16 protein-coding genes and 1 pseudogene are annotated in these 14,684 nt (G+C 26.5%); 5 read left to right on the forward strand and 12 right to left on the reverse strand.

All coding sequences use genetic code 11. From position 1 onward, the window contains the following. Position 1 precedes the first annotated feature (1 nt). The 4 genes from AJ939_RS07475 to AJ939_RS07495 all read left to right on the forward strand — a co-directional run bounded on the left by AJ939_RS07475 (position 2) and on the right by AJ939_RS07495 (position 1,880). The gene (locus AJ939_RS07475) at positions 2–394 is read left to right on the forward strand and encodes a hypothetical protein (protein ID WP_002794923.1); all 393 of its coding nucleotides are present in this window, start codon (positions 2–4) and stop codon (positions 392–394) included. Position 395: 1 nt separating this feature from the next. Continuing rightward, positions 396–791 (forward strand): hypothetical protein, encoded by a 396-nt coding sequence (locus tag AJ939_RS07480; RefSeq protein ID WP_070283418.1) that lies wholly within the window; start codon positions 396–398, stop codon positions 789–791. Positions 792–1,228: 437 nt separating this feature from the next. Beyond that, a complete protein-coding gene (locus tag AJ939_RS07490) occupies positions 1,229–1,570 on the forward strand; it encodes a hypothetical protein (protein ID WP_002897966.1) in 342 nt (113 codons plus the stop codon). Continuing rightward, a complete protein-coding gene (locus AJ939_RS07495) occupies positions 1,560–1,880 on the forward strand; it encodes a hypothetical protein (RefSeq protein WP_023890799.1) in 321 nt (106 codons plus the stop codon). Before AJ939_RS07490 ends, AJ939_RS07495 begins: the two co-directional genes overlap by 11 nt. Positions 1,881–2,126: 246 nt before the next feature. On the opposite strand, the gene cas9 is transcribed toward AJ939_RS07495, so the two are convergent. From cas9 to AJ939_RS07550, 12 genes and pseudogenes are all read right to left on the reverse strand, one after another. After that, positions 2,127–5,024 carry a type II CRISPR RNA-guided endonuclease Cas9 gene (gene cas9, locus AJ939_RS07500; RefSeq protein ID WP_070283420.1) on the reverse strand — a complete coding sequence of 966 codons (2,898 nt, stop codon included), beginning with the start codon at positions 5,022–5,024 and terminating at the stop codon, positions 2,127–2,129. Continuing rightward, positions 5,005–5,274, reverse strand: a complete 270-nt coding sequence (locus tag AJ939_RS07505; RefSeq protein WP_070283421.1) for a hypothetical protein — start codon at positions 5,272–5,274, stop codon at positions 5,005–5,007. The genes cas9 and AJ939_RS07505 overlap by 20 nt, the downstream gene beginning before the upstream one ends. A 1-nt stretch (position 5,275) precedes the next feature. Beyond that, a complete protein-coding gene (locus AJ939_RS07510; protein WP_070275201.1) occupies positions 5,276–5,491 on the reverse strand; it encodes a hypothetical protein in 216 nt (71 codons plus the stop codon). Next, positions 5,488–6,384 (reverse strand): HDOD domain-containing protein, encoded by an 897-nt coding sequence (locus tag AJ939_RS07515; protein ID WP_070275200.1) that lies wholly within the window; start codon positions 6,382–6,384, stop codon positions 5,488–5,490. Before AJ939_RS07515 ends, AJ939_RS07510 begins: the two co-directional genes overlap by 4 nt. Before the next feature lie 18 nt (positions 6,385–6,402). After that, positions 6,403–6,843, reverse strand: a complete 441-nt coding sequence (locus tag AJ939_RS07520) for a lytic transglycosylase domain-containing protein (RefSeq protein WP_070283422.1) — start codon at positions 6,841–6,843, stop codon at positions 6,403–6,405. Further along, on the reverse strand, positions 6,840–7,136 hold the full coding sequence (locus AJ939_RS07525) for a hypothetical protein (RefSeq protein WP_002793632.1): 297 nt from the start codon (positions 7,134–7,136) through the stop codon (positions 6,840–6,842). The genes AJ939_RS07520 and AJ939_RS07525 overlap by 4 nt, the downstream gene beginning before the upstream one ends. Continuing rightward, complete coding sequence (locus tag AJ939_RS07530) at positions 7,133–9,538, reverse strand: HD domain-containing protein (protein WP_070283423.1); 2,406 nt, start codon at positions 9,536–9,538, stop codon at positions 7,133–7,135. The genes AJ939_RS07525 and AJ939_RS07530 overlap by 4 nt, the downstream gene beginning before the upstream one ends. Then, a complete protein-coding gene (locus AJ939_RS07535) occupies positions 9,531–10,898 on the reverse strand; it encodes a type IV secretory system conjugative DNA transfer family protein (RefSeq protein ID WP_002800912.1) in 1,368 nt (455 codons plus the stop codon). The genes AJ939_RS07530 and AJ939_RS07535 overlap by 8 nt, the downstream gene beginning before the upstream one ends. Before the next feature lie 14 nt (positions 10,899–10,912). Then, on the reverse strand, positions 10,913–11,641 hold the full coding sequence (locus AJ939_RS07540) for a Bro-N domain-containing protein (RefSeq protein ID WP_070283424.1): 729 nt from the start codon (positions 11,639–11,641) through the stop codon (positions 10,913–10,915). Positions 11,642–11,658: 17 nt separating this feature from the next. Then, on the reverse strand, positions 11,659–12,462 hold the full coding sequence (locus AJ939_RS10950; RefSeq protein ID WP_002840135.1) for a hypothetical protein: 804 nt from the start codon (positions 12,460–12,462) through the stop codon (positions 11,659–11,661). 80 nt (positions 12,463–12,542) lie between these two features. Next, a pseudogene (locus AJ939_RS11210) lies at positions 12,543–12,658 on the reverse strand (phage regulatory protein); the annotation flags it as partial. 17 nt (positions 12,659–12,675) lie between these two features. After that, positions 12,676–13,365, reverse strand: a complete 690-nt coding sequence (locus AJ939_RS07550) for a hypothetical protein (protein WP_070283425.1) — start codon at positions 13,363–13,365, stop codon at positions 12,676–12,678. A gap of 267 nt (positions 13,366–13,632) precedes the next feature. Between AJ939_RS07550 and AJ939_RS07555 the strand changes: the two genes are divergently transcribed. After that, a complete protein-coding gene (locus AJ939_RS07555) occupies positions 13,633–14,202 on the forward strand; it encodes a helix-turn-helix domain-containing protein (RefSeq protein WP_070275194.1) in 570 nt (189 codons plus the stop codon). Positions 14,203–14,684 lie beyond the last annotated feature (482 nt).

Raw genomic sequence — 14,684 nt, forward strand, 5'->3', positions numbered from 1 at the left:
AATGAAATTATACATGAATAGCGATAAATTAAATAGCATTGAAAATAATAAATTAAGAGCCATATATAAAGATATTAAAGAAAAACTTATTGATATTATAGTTTATATGGATACAATCAATTTAGGAAACATTAGCAAAGGTTATATTGAAAAAGAATTAAATAGCATAATTTTAATTCTTAATCAGAATTGCAAAGAATATTTTTTAATTAAAAATAAACTACATACCTCAGATTTGGAAAGAAATGAGGAGCGATTGGTTCAGCAAGCTCAAAAGTTGTTTGATAAACTTAAAAATTTAGATTTTAAAAAAGAAATTAACATTGAAAAAGATATCAAACTAGATCATATTGAAAATTCACTAGACAACAGTATAAAAAATAGAGTACAATAATATGATTGTATTGATTTTTAAAATTTTAGGTTTTATTGGTCTTTGGATAAGCGTAATAGTGCTGTTTTTTAATCCGCCATTAGGCGCAATTTTTATGTTATTAGCATCATTATTGACTGTAGTGGGCATGATAATTGAAGAAGGAAACACTATTAATCTATCTTATTCAATTATGGAATGGATTTGGAATGTTGGTAAATATGTTTTAGTAATATTTGCTATCATGATGGTTTTTGCTGTTGTATTGGAATTAATAAAGAAAATTAAATCAAATAAAAGAGTAAATAAGAAGATAGATATAAAAAATAAAGAAGAACAAGATTATAAAATTCTAATCATAGATAACACCATGGAAGATTTACTTGTATTAAAAAAGGAAAGTTTGTATGAGAAATAAAGAATTGAAAATAATAGAAGCTTATGGGGCTTTTATGTCAATATTATTTAGTTTTTTAATCGTATATGAAAATGTTTGGACTAATATTTTAAAAATATTTCTCTACACAGAAATTCAAGCTTTTTTTATTTTTTTTGTTAGAATTTTTATGATTTTACATATGATATTATTTATGGGTTTTTTATTAGATGCAAAGATTAAAGCCGAACACAATCAATTAATAAAATTGCTTGCTGATAAAAAAAAGAAATTGACTGTTATTTTTCTCATACCTTTGCAAATTTCTTTTCTTTGTTCTGTTGTGCTGGTTTTTTTCTTTAATATTTTTCCAAATATACATTCATTAGATTTTAGCTTTTATACAATTTTTATTTGTGTTATACTATTGTATAATCTTATATTGTTGTATAATTTTACAAAAATTATTAGGAGTTAAGATGAATAAAATTTCAAAAGAAGAACTACAAAAGGCTACAGAGGAATCATTGGCTAATGTTTATTCTTATGATCCAAATTCGCCAAGTGGCTATAGAAAAGATTTATTTGATATTTCAAATGAAGATTTTGTTGAAAAATATGAATTCATAGATAGTCCTACTTCAGATGACATGGTGAAATGCAAACAAAGCGATGAAGTTTTTCAGGTGTTTTATAAAAAAGATGGGAAAATAAGATTGCTTAGAGTTAGCAATGTGCAAGCTTTAAATCATTTTGATAAACTTAAGGGTGTAATGACAAAAATAATTTTAGATAGTGGTTTCAAGCCTGATGAACAATGATGTCCAAATTTCACAAATTACTAATATCCCTTATTTCACTATTAGAGACTGGAAACAAAAAAAAGATAATTGGAGGGAAAAAATATATCTTTTTTTAAAAAACACTAATCAAGAAGAATTAAAAGAAATATTTTCAAATTCTATTAATTCTTCTAATACAGGCTTAAGTGATTCTAAAATTGCCAAAATTACAACGATTCCATTGCCAACGCTAAATACTTGGAAAAAGGATAAATCAACTTATAGAAAGAAAATCTATGATTTTTTGAAAAGTTGTGATGAAAGTAGATTAAGAAATATTTTCTTATGAATTTAAATATTTAAAAGCTATTTTTAGCCTATTATTAATTATCCATATGATAAAATTTTTAAAGTTTGCAAAATTGATTTTGAAAGGTTTTAGCCTATTATTAATTGTTTACATGATAAAATTGGTAACGCAATTTAGAGAATCAACAATCGTTTTAGCCTATTATTAATTGTTTATATGGTAAAATAGACTTATCTCAAAAGCCTATTTTATCAATGTTTTTTCTTATTTTTTGAGCAAAAATATCTAAAACCATTTACGCTCTTCGTTTTCAATTAAACTTAATTCACCTGAAGGACTTATACTGTATTTTTTAATTTCAAGTATTTTTCCTACCACTATAGATTCTTTATCATTTTTTCTAAAAACAACCATTTCATCTTCACTAAGGTTGTGATAATTGTTGTCGTGTTTTTTATAAGTTATTTTACTTCCTGAAGTATTAAAACCATGATAATAACAAATGATAGGCTCTTTCATGCCCTTTATTTTTACGCTAATTGGAGTATTTTTATACAATGACATGCAAAAGTTATAATTTTCATTCATTTCAATGCCTTCTTTGGTTTCTCCATTTGATGTAGTTGCAGGGGTTTTATTTGGAAGTTTTTTTGTAGAAAAATCTGCTTTATAAATAGACACTGCATGGAATTTATTTTCTTTATCTACAAATAAATCAGTTCTTACTAAAGAACCCTTAGCATTCGCATAATATTTATCATTATATTTTCTTATTTTACCTAATTTTACCGCAAGATCTAAATCACCATATGTATTTTTAAGTTCTTTTATTTTAAGTGGTGTTAGCTCATGCAAAGTGCCTTTATTTTTAATTTTTAAAGAATGCGAAACAAAAATATTTTTTACTTTTTCAAGTGCTTGCTCTTTAAAACCACTAAAAGGTGGTAAAAACTTTCTTTTTAACAAATAATCACTTTCAGATATTTTGTTTGCGTAAAATTCAGCTTTTGCTAAATCTAATTCTTTTTTAAAATTATTAAAAGCAAAAATAATAGAATTGGTTGTAAAAGCTACTATAATGGCATCCATAGCATTGTTTTTATAATCTTTGTGATTTTTAAAGCCTAAATACCAAAAATTTCTTAGCATTTGAGTAATCATCCCTGAGCTTAAAACGACATGTTGTTTACTTCCTTTTTTTCCATAGCCTAAGGCTGTATTTTCATCTTCACTGATAGGCAAAAATGAAAGATACTCGTTAAGATAGCTCGCAACAAGTTTAGTTAGCCATCTTGTATCTTGTAAGGTTTGTTCTGTAAAATCAAAAGGCTTTTTATCCTTAAAGAATTTGTCAAAAATTTTAAATCTTTTTTTGCCATTATATTCTTTAATTCTCTCATTGATTTCAGTCCAAAGTTTTTCATCTTCTCCAAAAGCTTCAAAAGGTGTTTTTCCTTGTTTTAAATCGCTTAGTTTTTTAAAAGTTAAAATCTTATTGCTATAACTATCATCAAGACTTCTATTATAAGGGCGTATATAATCAATTACTAATTCATCAAGGCGATTTAAATCCATTTTTAAGCCTGAATAAGGACATATTCCTTTTTGATCTTCAAATAATCTAACTATTTGTATGTTTTTAGAAGTTTCTTCTAGTTTTAATTCTTTTATTGCTTCTAAAGCTTTTATACGACTTTGTTTGTTTTGTTCAATTTCTTTGATTATTTTTTTTCTATCGTTAAAACTTATCCCAAAATCTCTTGTTAGTTCTAAATGAATTTTATGGACACTACCATATCTTCTTATGATGTCATTAAGCAATTTTCTAAACTCACAAATAGCTCTAATAACCACAGGAGAAGAAATATCCTTAGCAAAGCGTGTTTTTTCAAATAAAGGCAAATATTCGCTTTTTTCTTGATTTTTAGCAATTGCAAAATTGCAAAGCTCACAAGCTTCATCGTATCTTTTACCTTCATACATTAAAGGTATGATTTGTTTTAAAGCCTTTAAAGATAAATTAATATGATCATTAAAAACAAGTTCTGAGAGTTTTTCGATTTGTTCTGCATTTAAAACATTATAATTTTTTAGCTTTTCTTTTAAAGTTGCTGTGTCTTTGGTTAAGGTGATATCTGTAGCAATACTATCAAGTATATCTTTATCTAAATTAGCAAAACCATCGCCTAAAGCTTTTTTAAATTCATTAAGTTTTTTCAAATCTACAAGTTTGGAGTTTTCAGCATTATTTTTTGAATAATCTAAGCCTTTAAAGTTTATGTCTTGTGGAAGATTTAAAATATCTCTGATTTTTTTATAACTAATGCTTGTTTTATCTAAAATAATGCTCATAATCTCATTAATGCTATCTTTTTCATAAACTATACCTATATCTTTTTCAATGCTTTTTAAAAGGTTTACAACTTTTCCCAAAGCAACAAACTCACAAGCGCTTATGGTATTTTTAGCAGCTCTTTTTTCGTTTTCAAAGAAAATACAATTTCCTATTTTATTTGAAAAATCTTTCAAAGGGCGTTTAAAAAAGATGATTTCAAATAGTTTTTCTTTAAAATCAGCATTTTTAATTAATCCTAATTCTTTTTGTTTATCAAGAATAAGATCAAGTTCTTGCTTTAATAAACTTCTTGGAACAGAATTAGAATAATCTTCTGTGGTATTTCTTATTTTTTTAACTTCTTTATTTTGAACAAAATTTTTATAAAAATATTCACCTACGCTTTTAAATTTAAGCATTGCTTCTTTGTTTTTATTTAGGGCTTCAATAATAGTTCCATTTTCATTTTTCAATGCACTATCATCATATCCTCTATGCTTAGCAATGTGTAAAATAATAGCAGATAATTCTTCTTTGCTGATTAAAGAACTTAAAGCTTTGGTTCTTAATTCGTAGATAGATTGAGTTGATCCGATTAAAAAAAGTTTGGATAAATCAACATTAAGCTCTTTTTTTAAAAAAGTTTTAGTTGCAAGCATTCTTGCTTTTTTTCTTTTGACTATTTTCATATGAGCTTTGTTTTCTCGGCGTTCAAGGGCTAATGAATTACCATTTTTTGGATTTTCAGGTATATCAAATACTCTTACTCCGCAATCTATGATTTCATCATTTTCTCTTAACGCCCAACCGATATTAGCAATACCTAAATTAAATCCTATGATTTTCATTTTTTTCTCCAAATTCTTTTTGAGATTTTTCTATTAATTGTGAATATGTTTTAATTGCTTTTTTGGCGCTAAAAAAACCTATTACACAAATAGTGAAAAAAAGCCCAAAAAACAGGGCAAAAAATGTTAAAAAATTATAATCTAGTTTCTGATTATTAAACATATAACTTATAATTGATAATATAGGCAATACAATTATTCCTGCTGTATAGATTTTTAACTCTCTTCTGAGTTTTTGTATTGTATTCATTTTAATCCTTTAAAATTTTCCATTCATCAGATTTTAAATCATCCAGTGTGAGTGTATAAGGAAGACTTTCTTTATTTTTAGAATTAGCTTTAAAAAAATAAAAATATTTTTTATTTTCACCTAAACACATGTAAAAGCAAGCGCCTTCTCTTATAATTTTAAGATTTTGTGGATTTTCAATATTTTCTATTGTTTTCACAAGATCAACTATATTCATAATTGTTCCTTGCTTTTGCTTAAAATTTCTATAAATTTTTCAGGCAATTTATTTAAAAAATTTTCTAAATTAAAATCAACTCCATTTGCCTTACCATCCTTTAAAATTTGATAAGCTTTTTGTACACAAAAATCATCATAAGCGTTTTTTTCAGGGCTAAAAAGGGCTTCAATGGCAGCTAAAGCGTATGTTTCTTTTTTTACTTTTGTGCTAGTAGAACCAAGATAATCAAGAGAGCTTATAATTTCAATAAGATCTTCATCTAAATTCCAAACTTTAAATAAGTTTGATAAAAAAGATATATGATCAACTCCTAAGAATTCTCTTTCTAGTCTTAATATATTATTAAAATTATTCTTGCTTAAATGCAATAAAAATTTTTTATCTATGTTGTTTTGAATTAAAAAATTTGAAAACACCATGATGCCTAATCTTAACATCATAACGCATGGAATTAGATTGTAACATAATATTTTATCTTCTTCTATTAGCCAAGTAGAAATAAAATTGGTTTGCTCATGAATCAAAGCTAAAAAACGATCAGTTTCTATGCCATAAGGACTTAAGTTAATTACAAAAGAACTTTTTGCATAATCAGCAATGATCATATTTTTAACATTGCTTACCCCTAAAAGAACCAAGGCTTGATTAACGGTTTTAATTTCTTTTGAAAAACCATAATAAGCTGAATTAGTTAAATGCAATAAATTAGCCGTAATTAAAGGATCTGTGCTAATAATATCTGCCACTTCATCAATAACAATATTGCTTCCATGTGTAGCGATATATTCTTGTAATTTTTGAATGGTTTCAGGTAATGGCGGTAAATCATCCAAGCTTTTAATGAGCATTTCATTAATCTCATTAATATTTTTTTCTAATAAATTATTCATTATGTCTCCTTTTGAAATTTAATTAATTTTTCCATTTGTTATTCTTGCTTTTTTGAGTAATTTAATTACTTCTTTTCCGTAGGGATTATTGATAATTCTTCCATTGTAACAAGTAATACCCTCTTCATTTAATCCGTGTTTATCTAAACACATTTTTAATATTTCAGCTCCTACAAAAATATTAATTTTAGGTCTTAATAAATCATTTTCATTAATACCATATTGTTTTTTTAATCTTGGTAAATGAATGCTATTAATTTGCATAATGCCTATATCATAAGTACCATTTTTATTTGGCTTGCTAATAATATTGGGCGTTAAGCGACTTTCTTTATAAGCAATGGTCCAAAGCAATTGCGGATTGATTCCGAATTTCTCTCCTGCCTGTGTAAAATAATTTTTTTGAGCAAAGAGCAAATTAGCAAAAAGTAGGGAGGTTAAAAAAAAGATTACTTTCATTTTTCTAATTTCTCACGAGCTAAAGTTATTGTAAAGGGTTCATCATATTTCATGTCTATTTTCTGCGAAATTTGTTCAAGAGTTTGTGAACTTTTGACTAATACTAAATTCCACAACATTAGCATTTCATCTGCATCTTTAAAATCCAAACCCACGCCTGCAGTTTTTTTAAGTTTTAAAAAAATATCATTGGCTTTCATTGCCAAATCAACCATAGCTTCAGATTCCAATGTATCCGCAAGCACGATTTTTGAATTGTGTTTTTTAAGTAAATCGGCTCTTCTTTTTTTCATTTTTCCTCCTTTTTTACATAAGGCTTAACAATACAATTTCTTAATCCGCTATTATCCTTATGAATACTAAGTTCTGAAACACTCATTCCAAAAGCTCTTTTGCAATCAAAAGGCACACAAAAGAAAACTTCATCTTGCTTTTCATCAAATCTTAAAAGATAAGTTGAATAGTAAAAGCCTTTGTCCACATTAACAAACCAAATCAGTCTTTTGTTTTCATCAGGATGATTTCTATAATAACGAATTAAAAAATTAAGTTTGGCGTTCAAATTTTCATTTTTAACATTAAGTGCTTTAGCAAGACTTTCTAAAAGACATTCGTGGCTGAATAACACAAATCTTTTAAAGCTTATAGCTTGCGGAATCTTAGTAAAACCTTTACGCTTAAAAGTGTTAATTTTGGACTTTATAATTTCAATAAATTTTGCTTCAATTAGCGGAATGTCAAAATTTTCTTCTTGACTTAAAGAATATTCAACTTCTTGAACCTTGTTTTCAATCATTTCAAACATATTTTTTATGATTTGAGTATCAATAGTCTTTTGTTTTAATGTATCAATCTCTTCTAATGTATTAACTTGATTATCTGTAGTGATTGTATCTGTTTTTTCTTGGATTTTTACACTCTCACTTATCTTAGCTTCTGTATTATCTGAAATTAATATTTTATCACTATTTGATATTTTTAAATCTTTATAATCATAATAAACAACCTGATTATTATTTTTGGCGTATTCTAATGCTTTTTTACAACCATCAATAGCTTCATTTATATCTTTGCAATCTCTAAACATAGCAAATCCTATTTTAATCTTCTTATTTAATTTTTTATTAATCTCATCGCTCAAATCATAAAAATAATTCATGGTATCGGTTCTGTTTCCATTAATCACGCCGCATTCAACAAGTATAAATAAATCTTTTTTATTTTTATAAAATTCTTTTTCTGTATTTTTGAAAGCGAATGTATAAACAAGTTCTTGGAATTCTTTTGAATTATCTTCGGCTACAAAAAGGAAAAATTGCTTTTTAAATTCATTGAAATTAAGAACAAATCGATCTTGAAGCTCTTTTAAATCTAAAATTGAAATTTCATTTTCAGCGCTTTCATTTTGTGTTTTATTTTGAATGGTTTGAGTTTTCTTTTCTGGTGTTTTAGAAATTGTTTTTTGGGTATTTTCATACGCTAGATTATTTTTTTGCGGAACTGTTGTAATAATACTTTCTAATTCTTTATTTCTTATTTTCTCAAACTCTTCGCTATTTTGCAAATAAGCATCTAATTCATAATCTCTTGTTTGTTTGTCCGCATCAATTAATAATTTCAAAAGTTTATCATCTTTATCAATACTACCTAAGTGATGCCCTTGAACAACGGTAGCAAGTTCTTTTAAATCAGGATAGTTTTTAAAGAGTTCGTAAAAAATTATATAGGAGATTTTTTGATGTTCTTGCATTCTTTTTAAATTCATAAAAGCTTGTTTTGAATCACCTTTTAATCTTTGTTCTTTGATATAGCTTTCTCTTAGTGTAAAATTATTAATCTTGCCTATATCATGTCCCAAGGCTACAATAATTGCTTTACCAAACAATGTTTTTTTAAAAGACTTGTATTCTTTACTTTCGTTTAGTAATTCAATAATCTTGTAAGCTACATTTAAAGAATGTCTTAAAAGACTAATTTTTTCATATATATCAAAGCGAGTTTTTCCATCAAGAGTAACTGTATCAACCCTTTCACCATCTTTTCTTCTAGCAGGTATTTTTCCATAAGCGCTATTAGGATCTCCTTCAAAAAGTTGCACAACACTTGGACAAGCAATATTTTCTTCGAGCAATTGAAGTAATTTAATAATCATTTCAAGGTGCTTTGGATGGATCTTTTCGCGATTAGGTTTAATAATATCATTTAAAAAGATTTGACTTATGTCTTGTTTTAAATTAGCTAAAGAAATAATAGAATCACGCACTTGCTTATTTACCATAATAATATTAGCTTTTTCAGTGGCTTGTCTGGAAGTATCGATCATAGGAGTATTGTCATTTTCAAGCCAAATTTTTGCAAGCTCTTTAATATGTATATGTGCTACTTCTTTATCATTTGATGGATTTTTGAGTTTATTGTTCATATACCATAACAATAGAATAAAGAAAGCTTGTTCTATGATTAGAAAATAAGCTATTTCTCTTGAATACTCCCAAAGTAAAAATATATAGGCTTGTAAATTTAATAATAGACTAAAATTAAAACTTGAGTATCCCATTTTTTCTAAATTTACCCAAAATAAAAAGGTTAAAAAAAGAAAAATAGATACGAAAGTGATTATAATTTGCCAAACAACCTTTCTAATGAGTTGATGGCGATAAATAAAACTCATCACATTTTCAATTAAATCAAACATTAAAATCCTCGTTTTTTTGAGTTACATTAGGCATATCCACAACTAATTTTCCATCATTCACTTTTAAAGTCTTTCCTTTAAAACGCCCTTCAAAACCAAAATAAAAAAATTCTCTTTTTTGTAGGTTAGTCACATCATCAACCTCAATATTTAATTCTTCAACCTCTCTTGAAGTAATTCCTCCTTCTACGGTTAAAAAATAAGAATAAGCTCTTTTTTTACCCCCTAGATCTGAAATCATTTTAGAGCTTTTTGTATCATTTAAGCGCATAATTATTTTAGTGTTGGTGAGTTCTAATAATCTGTTTGCCCCATCTTGTCCTATTTCAGCCGCTAAGTCAGCTGCTGATTGAGTTAACCCCATAATAGCTACTCCTGCACCCCTTGCTTGAGCATATAAAGTTTCTATACCTCTATACACAGAAGAAGCAGCTTCATCAATGTAAATTTTTAATGTTTTATCAAATTTTTTTCCTGAGGCATAAACCCTACCCACGCAAGATTGAATCATAGAAATGGTTACTTTGGAAATAATACTTGACACTTGTCTTGTAAGCATAGAACCTGTCATAATATATAAAAGCACGCCTTGATTTTCTTGTAATCTTTTAATAAAAGTATTTTCTTGGGCGGTGCCTATGATTTTACCTACATTACCCATGGTCATTTGAGTAAGCGTGGTTCTAAGAGTTGATGAAACTTTGGCAAAATAATCTTGTGGTGAGGATAAAACCCTATCGTATAAAGCAAGCAATCTAGCAATCTCATCATCTTCAAAACCATTGCTTTGTATTTCTTTTAATTCTGATTGAAGCTCTTTTAAACCTTCATAATAAACTTTTTCAGCAATTTCTTCAAAATTTAAAGGTTTTTCTAGCTTTTCATAGCGCCTAATGATAAGCAAAGCTTTTACAACAGCCGTGGTTGTTTCATTTGCAACATTATAAAAGAACTCATCTTTTGCAGGAACACCTGAAACAATATGAGCAATGATTTCTTCTTCCATGTAGTAATTTGCTAACGGATTAATTTTGATCGAATATTCAGGATAAATAGGACTTAAAAACATAAGTTCTTTTTCTCTATTACTTTTTTTAGCGATTTCAACCATTTTTGAAAACAGCCCTATATCACCTTTAGGATCAATGATAACAACATTTTTCCCTTTTGGAATATCTTGTTCAATAAGCCCTTCAATGAGTCTTGTTTTACCTACACCTGTGGAACCAAATACAAAAGTGTGATTTTTAGAATTATCATCGATTTGATATATTTCCAAAAGCTTTTCTTGTTTTTTATCTTCTAATTCAAAACCTATGCCGATAAATGTTTTTTCTTCTTCTGATTTTTTAAGAAACATTTTTACACTTTATTTTAAATTAATTTTCTACTTAGAAAATTATTAGATATTGCATCATTGCATAAATCTATGGCATATTTTAAGTATCTAGGATTAGATTCTAAATCGCTTATATCAAAATCATTATAAGTTGGACACATAAATTCTATAGCTATGGTTTTGTAAATATAATCTAGTGCTTTGCTTTTACTGTTTTTAAAATGAATCTTAGAGAATGTATTTAATTTATTTAGAAATTCCAAATAAAGCTCTCCATTAATATGGCGTTTTAAGTTAGTGTTTTCAGATTTTAGTTCTTTATTCTCAATTAATAATCTATCACATAATTCTTTGTAGTATATATTAGAATCAATGGTTGTATTGTTTTTATTAATACTACCATAATAACCTTTTTTTCTAATGCTTGGTAAAACTTCTTTTGTTACCCACATTCTAAAAGGTTTTGCGTTTGGTTTGTCACTTCTCATTAAGATGAAATAAAGCTGTGGTTCATCTATCATAGTGAATTCTTTGATACCAAAACCTGTATCAAAGCTATGTAGATTTAATCTAGATAGCTCAAACTCCCTTAAAATGGTATTTTTAACATCTGTAGTATTTTGTATATCTAAAATCTTACAAATATCACTCAAGCAAAACAAAGGCTCATTATTTTCATCTACAGCTACTCTAACTTGCCCTAACTCTTCATTTTCAAAAAGAACAATATTGTTATTGCTCACAACTTCGGTTTCTAAAATCATTTTTTCTCCTTTTTAAATTAATAATTTTCATACGCATCTTTATTTTCAAATCGCTTAACTCTTTCTTTGTAGCCTTTGTAAAAAATTGTTAAATAAGGCAATATAGCAAAGATACACATAGAATAAAGCAATTCATAACTAGCATCATGCAAAGCAGGAATGGCATATTTATAGTAAAACACATAAAGTTGTTCAGTGCTGACATTAGGTTTGAAATATTGTATCAACCATAGTGTCCAATCTGCCCAAGAATATACAGTGCGTGGATTATTAATTGATATTTCTTTTAGCCATGAAAATAACCAAAATATAGCAAAACCTTTAAGCAAAAATGAAAAACTTCTGCCATTCATTAAGGCAAAAATAGCCCTGCGAGTAAGCAATCCTTTATAATACTTCGAGATATAAGCCATAAACAAAGTAGAAACTAAAATAGGAGCATAAGACAATAAATCAAAAAATAGTTCTTCATTTTTACTCAAAGGAGAATCTAAAAAATAATATTTGTAACTTGGATAAATAACTTGTAAAAAACATAAAAGCCCTGTAAAAATAAAGCTTTCAAACATACCGCTTTTAAAGCCTATTTTCAAATAGTCTAAGATTTGTTCAATGGTAAAATATTCTTTTGGAATTTCTTCACTGCGATCTTCGATAACATGATATCTTTGAATTTCGCTTAAAGCATGAAAAATATGTCTACCGCTTCCGCCCTGTCTCTCCTTTAATTCCCCAAAATCTAAATTAGGATGTGCAAATCTACCTGAACCATAAGAATTTATATCGCCTTTATTGCCTATATTACCGCTACCATTCTCCATTATATTCTCCTACTATCTCATAAAAATTTATCAATACCTGTAATTTTTTCAGTTCTTTGTTAATTTCTTTCATTGAACTAATGGTAATGATTCTTTCCAAAAACCTTAGCCACATCCAAGCTTGTGCAAAAAAAACTTGTTCATCTTTGTTTTCAAAAACAACTTCTTGATTATTGATAAATACTACATTGTTTATTTTTCCTCCTTTTTAAATTAGTTTCTTACTTGAATGTCAAGAAAAGTATTTGCTGCACGCATTGTGTTTTTAATTTGATCTTTTGTAGGCATTTTTGTACAAAAGATAGATATTTTTCTTGCACTTATTTTTTCAATGTAATACACGCCACAATCGCTCATGTTATTCATAACTTCATATTCTAAAATATTCATATTTTTCCTTGTAAAAACCAAACAACCATTAGGAGCTTTTTTTGAGCCTTTAAACTTTTTGATAGCAAGGTATAGCTCAGTTCCCAATTGTATTCTTGTTAAATCTTTCCGTAAAATTTCGACTTTCGGCAAAAATCCAAAACCTATACTTGAAGAAACTTCAAAACCTGATTTTAAGACTTTTTCTATCTTTCCTTTAAAAATCATCGATTTTAAAGATTTAACTTGTTCTCTCTTTTTTTCTAAAGAATAAGAAATTACAATACTTATAAATCTATCTTGGACTGCTTTATAATTGTTTCTTTTAATTTGAACAAATTTTTTGCGTTTCTCACCAAAACGATTATAAATAATCTCATAGAAAAAAATTTTTTCATTTGAAAAATCAGCATGTAATTTTCCACATTTTAAAACAACTTCAAGAGCTTGTTTAAGCGCTGAAAACACTTCAGATACTTCAATGTTGTAATTATTAGCAATTTGTAAAAGCTCCGATGTCCTTTTAAAATTCATTTTTTTTCCATAACATTTTTATATAATTATATCATACAAAAATTAAAAATTTATAGTTTTATATAATATAAATATATATTACTATAAATACAACTAAATGCCTAAAAATACACATATATCATCTTAAAATATATAATATAAATATATAAAAATAAGAAATATATAATATAAATATATACTATTTTATAACAGTATCAAATTATATTCTGCAAATAGATTTTAGATAAAATTAAAATAATATTTTAGCTACAAGGAAAAATAAAAATAATGAGAAAATTATTTGTAAAAGGCAATAAAGGAAAAAATAAAAGAAGCTATGTTCAAATAATGGATATTTTATTAACACAATTAGAGGAAAATTTACCTTCTAAAGTGGTAGCTTCAAGATATGATGTTACTTTGCAAACTGTCTATAAATGGAAAAAAATATATGCAAAGCATTTAGAAGATTACAAAAAATTGAAAGAAGAAGCTAAAATTAAAAATGCAGATAAAGAAAGCAAAGATTTACAAGAAGAAAAAATTCATAACGCAGCTTGTGGAAAGAGACTAAGGCTTTTAAGAACTTCCCTTAATTTAAGTCAAGATCGTATAGCAGAAATCTTAGGCATAACAGTAGCTATTTACATGAGAATGGAAAAAGGATATACAGTATTAAACAGCTACATAATTACAAAACTTTATAAGTTCTTAGGTATTAATCCTATTTATTTAATTACAGGTGAAGGAGATTCCTTTCTAATTAAAGATCCTGACTTATTTAAAAAAATTAATACAGAACAAAAGAAGTACAGCAATAGAAATAATACTAAAGAAAATGAAGAAGATTTATTCTGATTCACTTCTAAAAATACTAATTTCTAATTGACAAATTTATCTTTAAGAATATTAATCTAATATATAAATTTATCTTTAAGAATATTAATCTAATATATAAATTTAACTCTCTTTTTTTAATAAACTAATCTCTTAAAATAAATTCTTAAAGGGGGTTATTATTACAGTTCCGTTTTTTATTATTACAGTTCCGTTTTTTTTAATTAAAATAATTTTAAAATAACTAGCATAAAGTGATTTAGTCTAGCTTATTTTTTAATAAATAATAATAGTTTTTTTCCAAAACTATTTCTAAATGCTAACTAATAGATATTTGAGCTTTAAAAATTATTTTTTTTGATTATTATTACAGTTCCACATTTTATTATTACAGTTCCACATTTTTTTAAAAAAAGAGAGTTTTTTACTTATAAAAAACTTAAGATTATGGAGAATAGGGATAAATTCATTATTATAACAGTTCCACTTGTGATAAAATAGAT

Source organism: Campylobacter sp. BCW_6889 (genome assembly GCF_001762535.1).
GTDB lineage: Bacteria > Campylobacterota > Campylobacteria > Campylobacterales > Campylobacteraceae > Campylobacter_D > Campylobacter_D jejuni.

Excerpts from the sequence above, each read along its gene's own strand:
- AJ939_RS07555 (WP_070275194.1), top strand. The coding sequence starts at position 13,633 with ATGAGAAAATTATTTGTAAAAGGCAATAAAGGAAAAAATAAAAGAAGC.
- AJ939_RS07490 (WP_002897966.1), top strand. The coding sequence starts at position 1,229 with ATGAATAAAATTTCAAAAGAAGAACTACAAAAGGCTACAGAGGAATCA.
- AJ939_RS07510 (WP_070275201.1), bottom strand. The coding sequence starts at position 5,491 with ATGAATATAGTTGATCTTGTGAAAACAATAGAAAATATTGAAAATCCA.
- AJ939_RS07535 (WP_002800912.1), bottom strand. The coding sequence starts at position 10,898 with ATGTTTCTTAAAAAATCAGAAGAAGAAAAAACATTTATCGGCATAGGT.
- AJ939_RS10950 (WP_002840135.1), bottom strand. The coding sequence starts at position 12,462 with ATGGAGAATGGTAGCGGTAATATAGGCAATAAAGGCGATATAAATTCT.
- AJ939_RS07475 (WP_002794923.1), top strand. The coding sequence starts at position 2 with ATGAAATTATACATGAATAGCGATAAATTAAATAGCATTGAAAATAAT.
- AJ939_RS07495 (WP_023890799.1), top strand. The coding sequence starts at position 1,560 with ATGAACAATGATGTCCAAATTTCACAAATTACTAATATCCCTTATTTC.
- AJ939_RS07550 (WP_070283425.1), bottom strand. The coding sequence starts at position 13,365 with ATGAATTTTAAAAGGACATCGGAGCTTTTACAAATTGCTAATAATTAC.
- AJ939_RS07515 (WP_070275200.1), bottom strand. The coding sequence starts at position 6,384 with ATGAATAATTTATTAGAAAAAAATATTAATGAGATTAATGAAATGCTC.
- AJ939_RS07525 (WP_002793632.1), bottom strand. The coding sequence starts at position 7,136 with ATGAAAAAAAGAAGAGCCGATTTACTTAAAAAACACAATTCAAAAATC.
- cas9 (WP_070283420.1), bottom strand. The coding sequence starts at position 5,024 with ATGAAAATCATAGGATTTAATTTAGGTATTGCTAATATCGGTTGGGCG.
- AJ939_RS07505 (WP_070283421.1), bottom strand. The coding sequence starts at position 5,274 with ATGAATACAATACAAAAACTCAGAAGAGAGTTAAAAATCTATACAGCA.
- AJ939_RS07480 (WP_070283418.1), top strand. The coding sequence starts at position 396 with ATGATTGTATTGATTTTTAAAATTTTAGGTTTTATTGGTCTTTGGATA.
- AJ939_RS07530 (WP_070283423.1), bottom strand. The coding sequence starts at position 9,538 with ATGTTTGATTTAATTGAAAATGTGATGAGTTTTATTTATCGCCATCAA.
- AJ939_RS07520 (WP_070283422.1), bottom strand. The coding sequence starts at position 6,843 with ATGAAAGTAATCTTTTTTTTAACCTCCCTACTTTTTGCTAATTTGCTC.
- AJ939_RS07540 (WP_070283424.1), bottom strand. The coding sequence starts at position 11,641 with ATGATTTTAGAAACCGAAGTTGTGAGCAATAACAATATTGTTCTTTTT.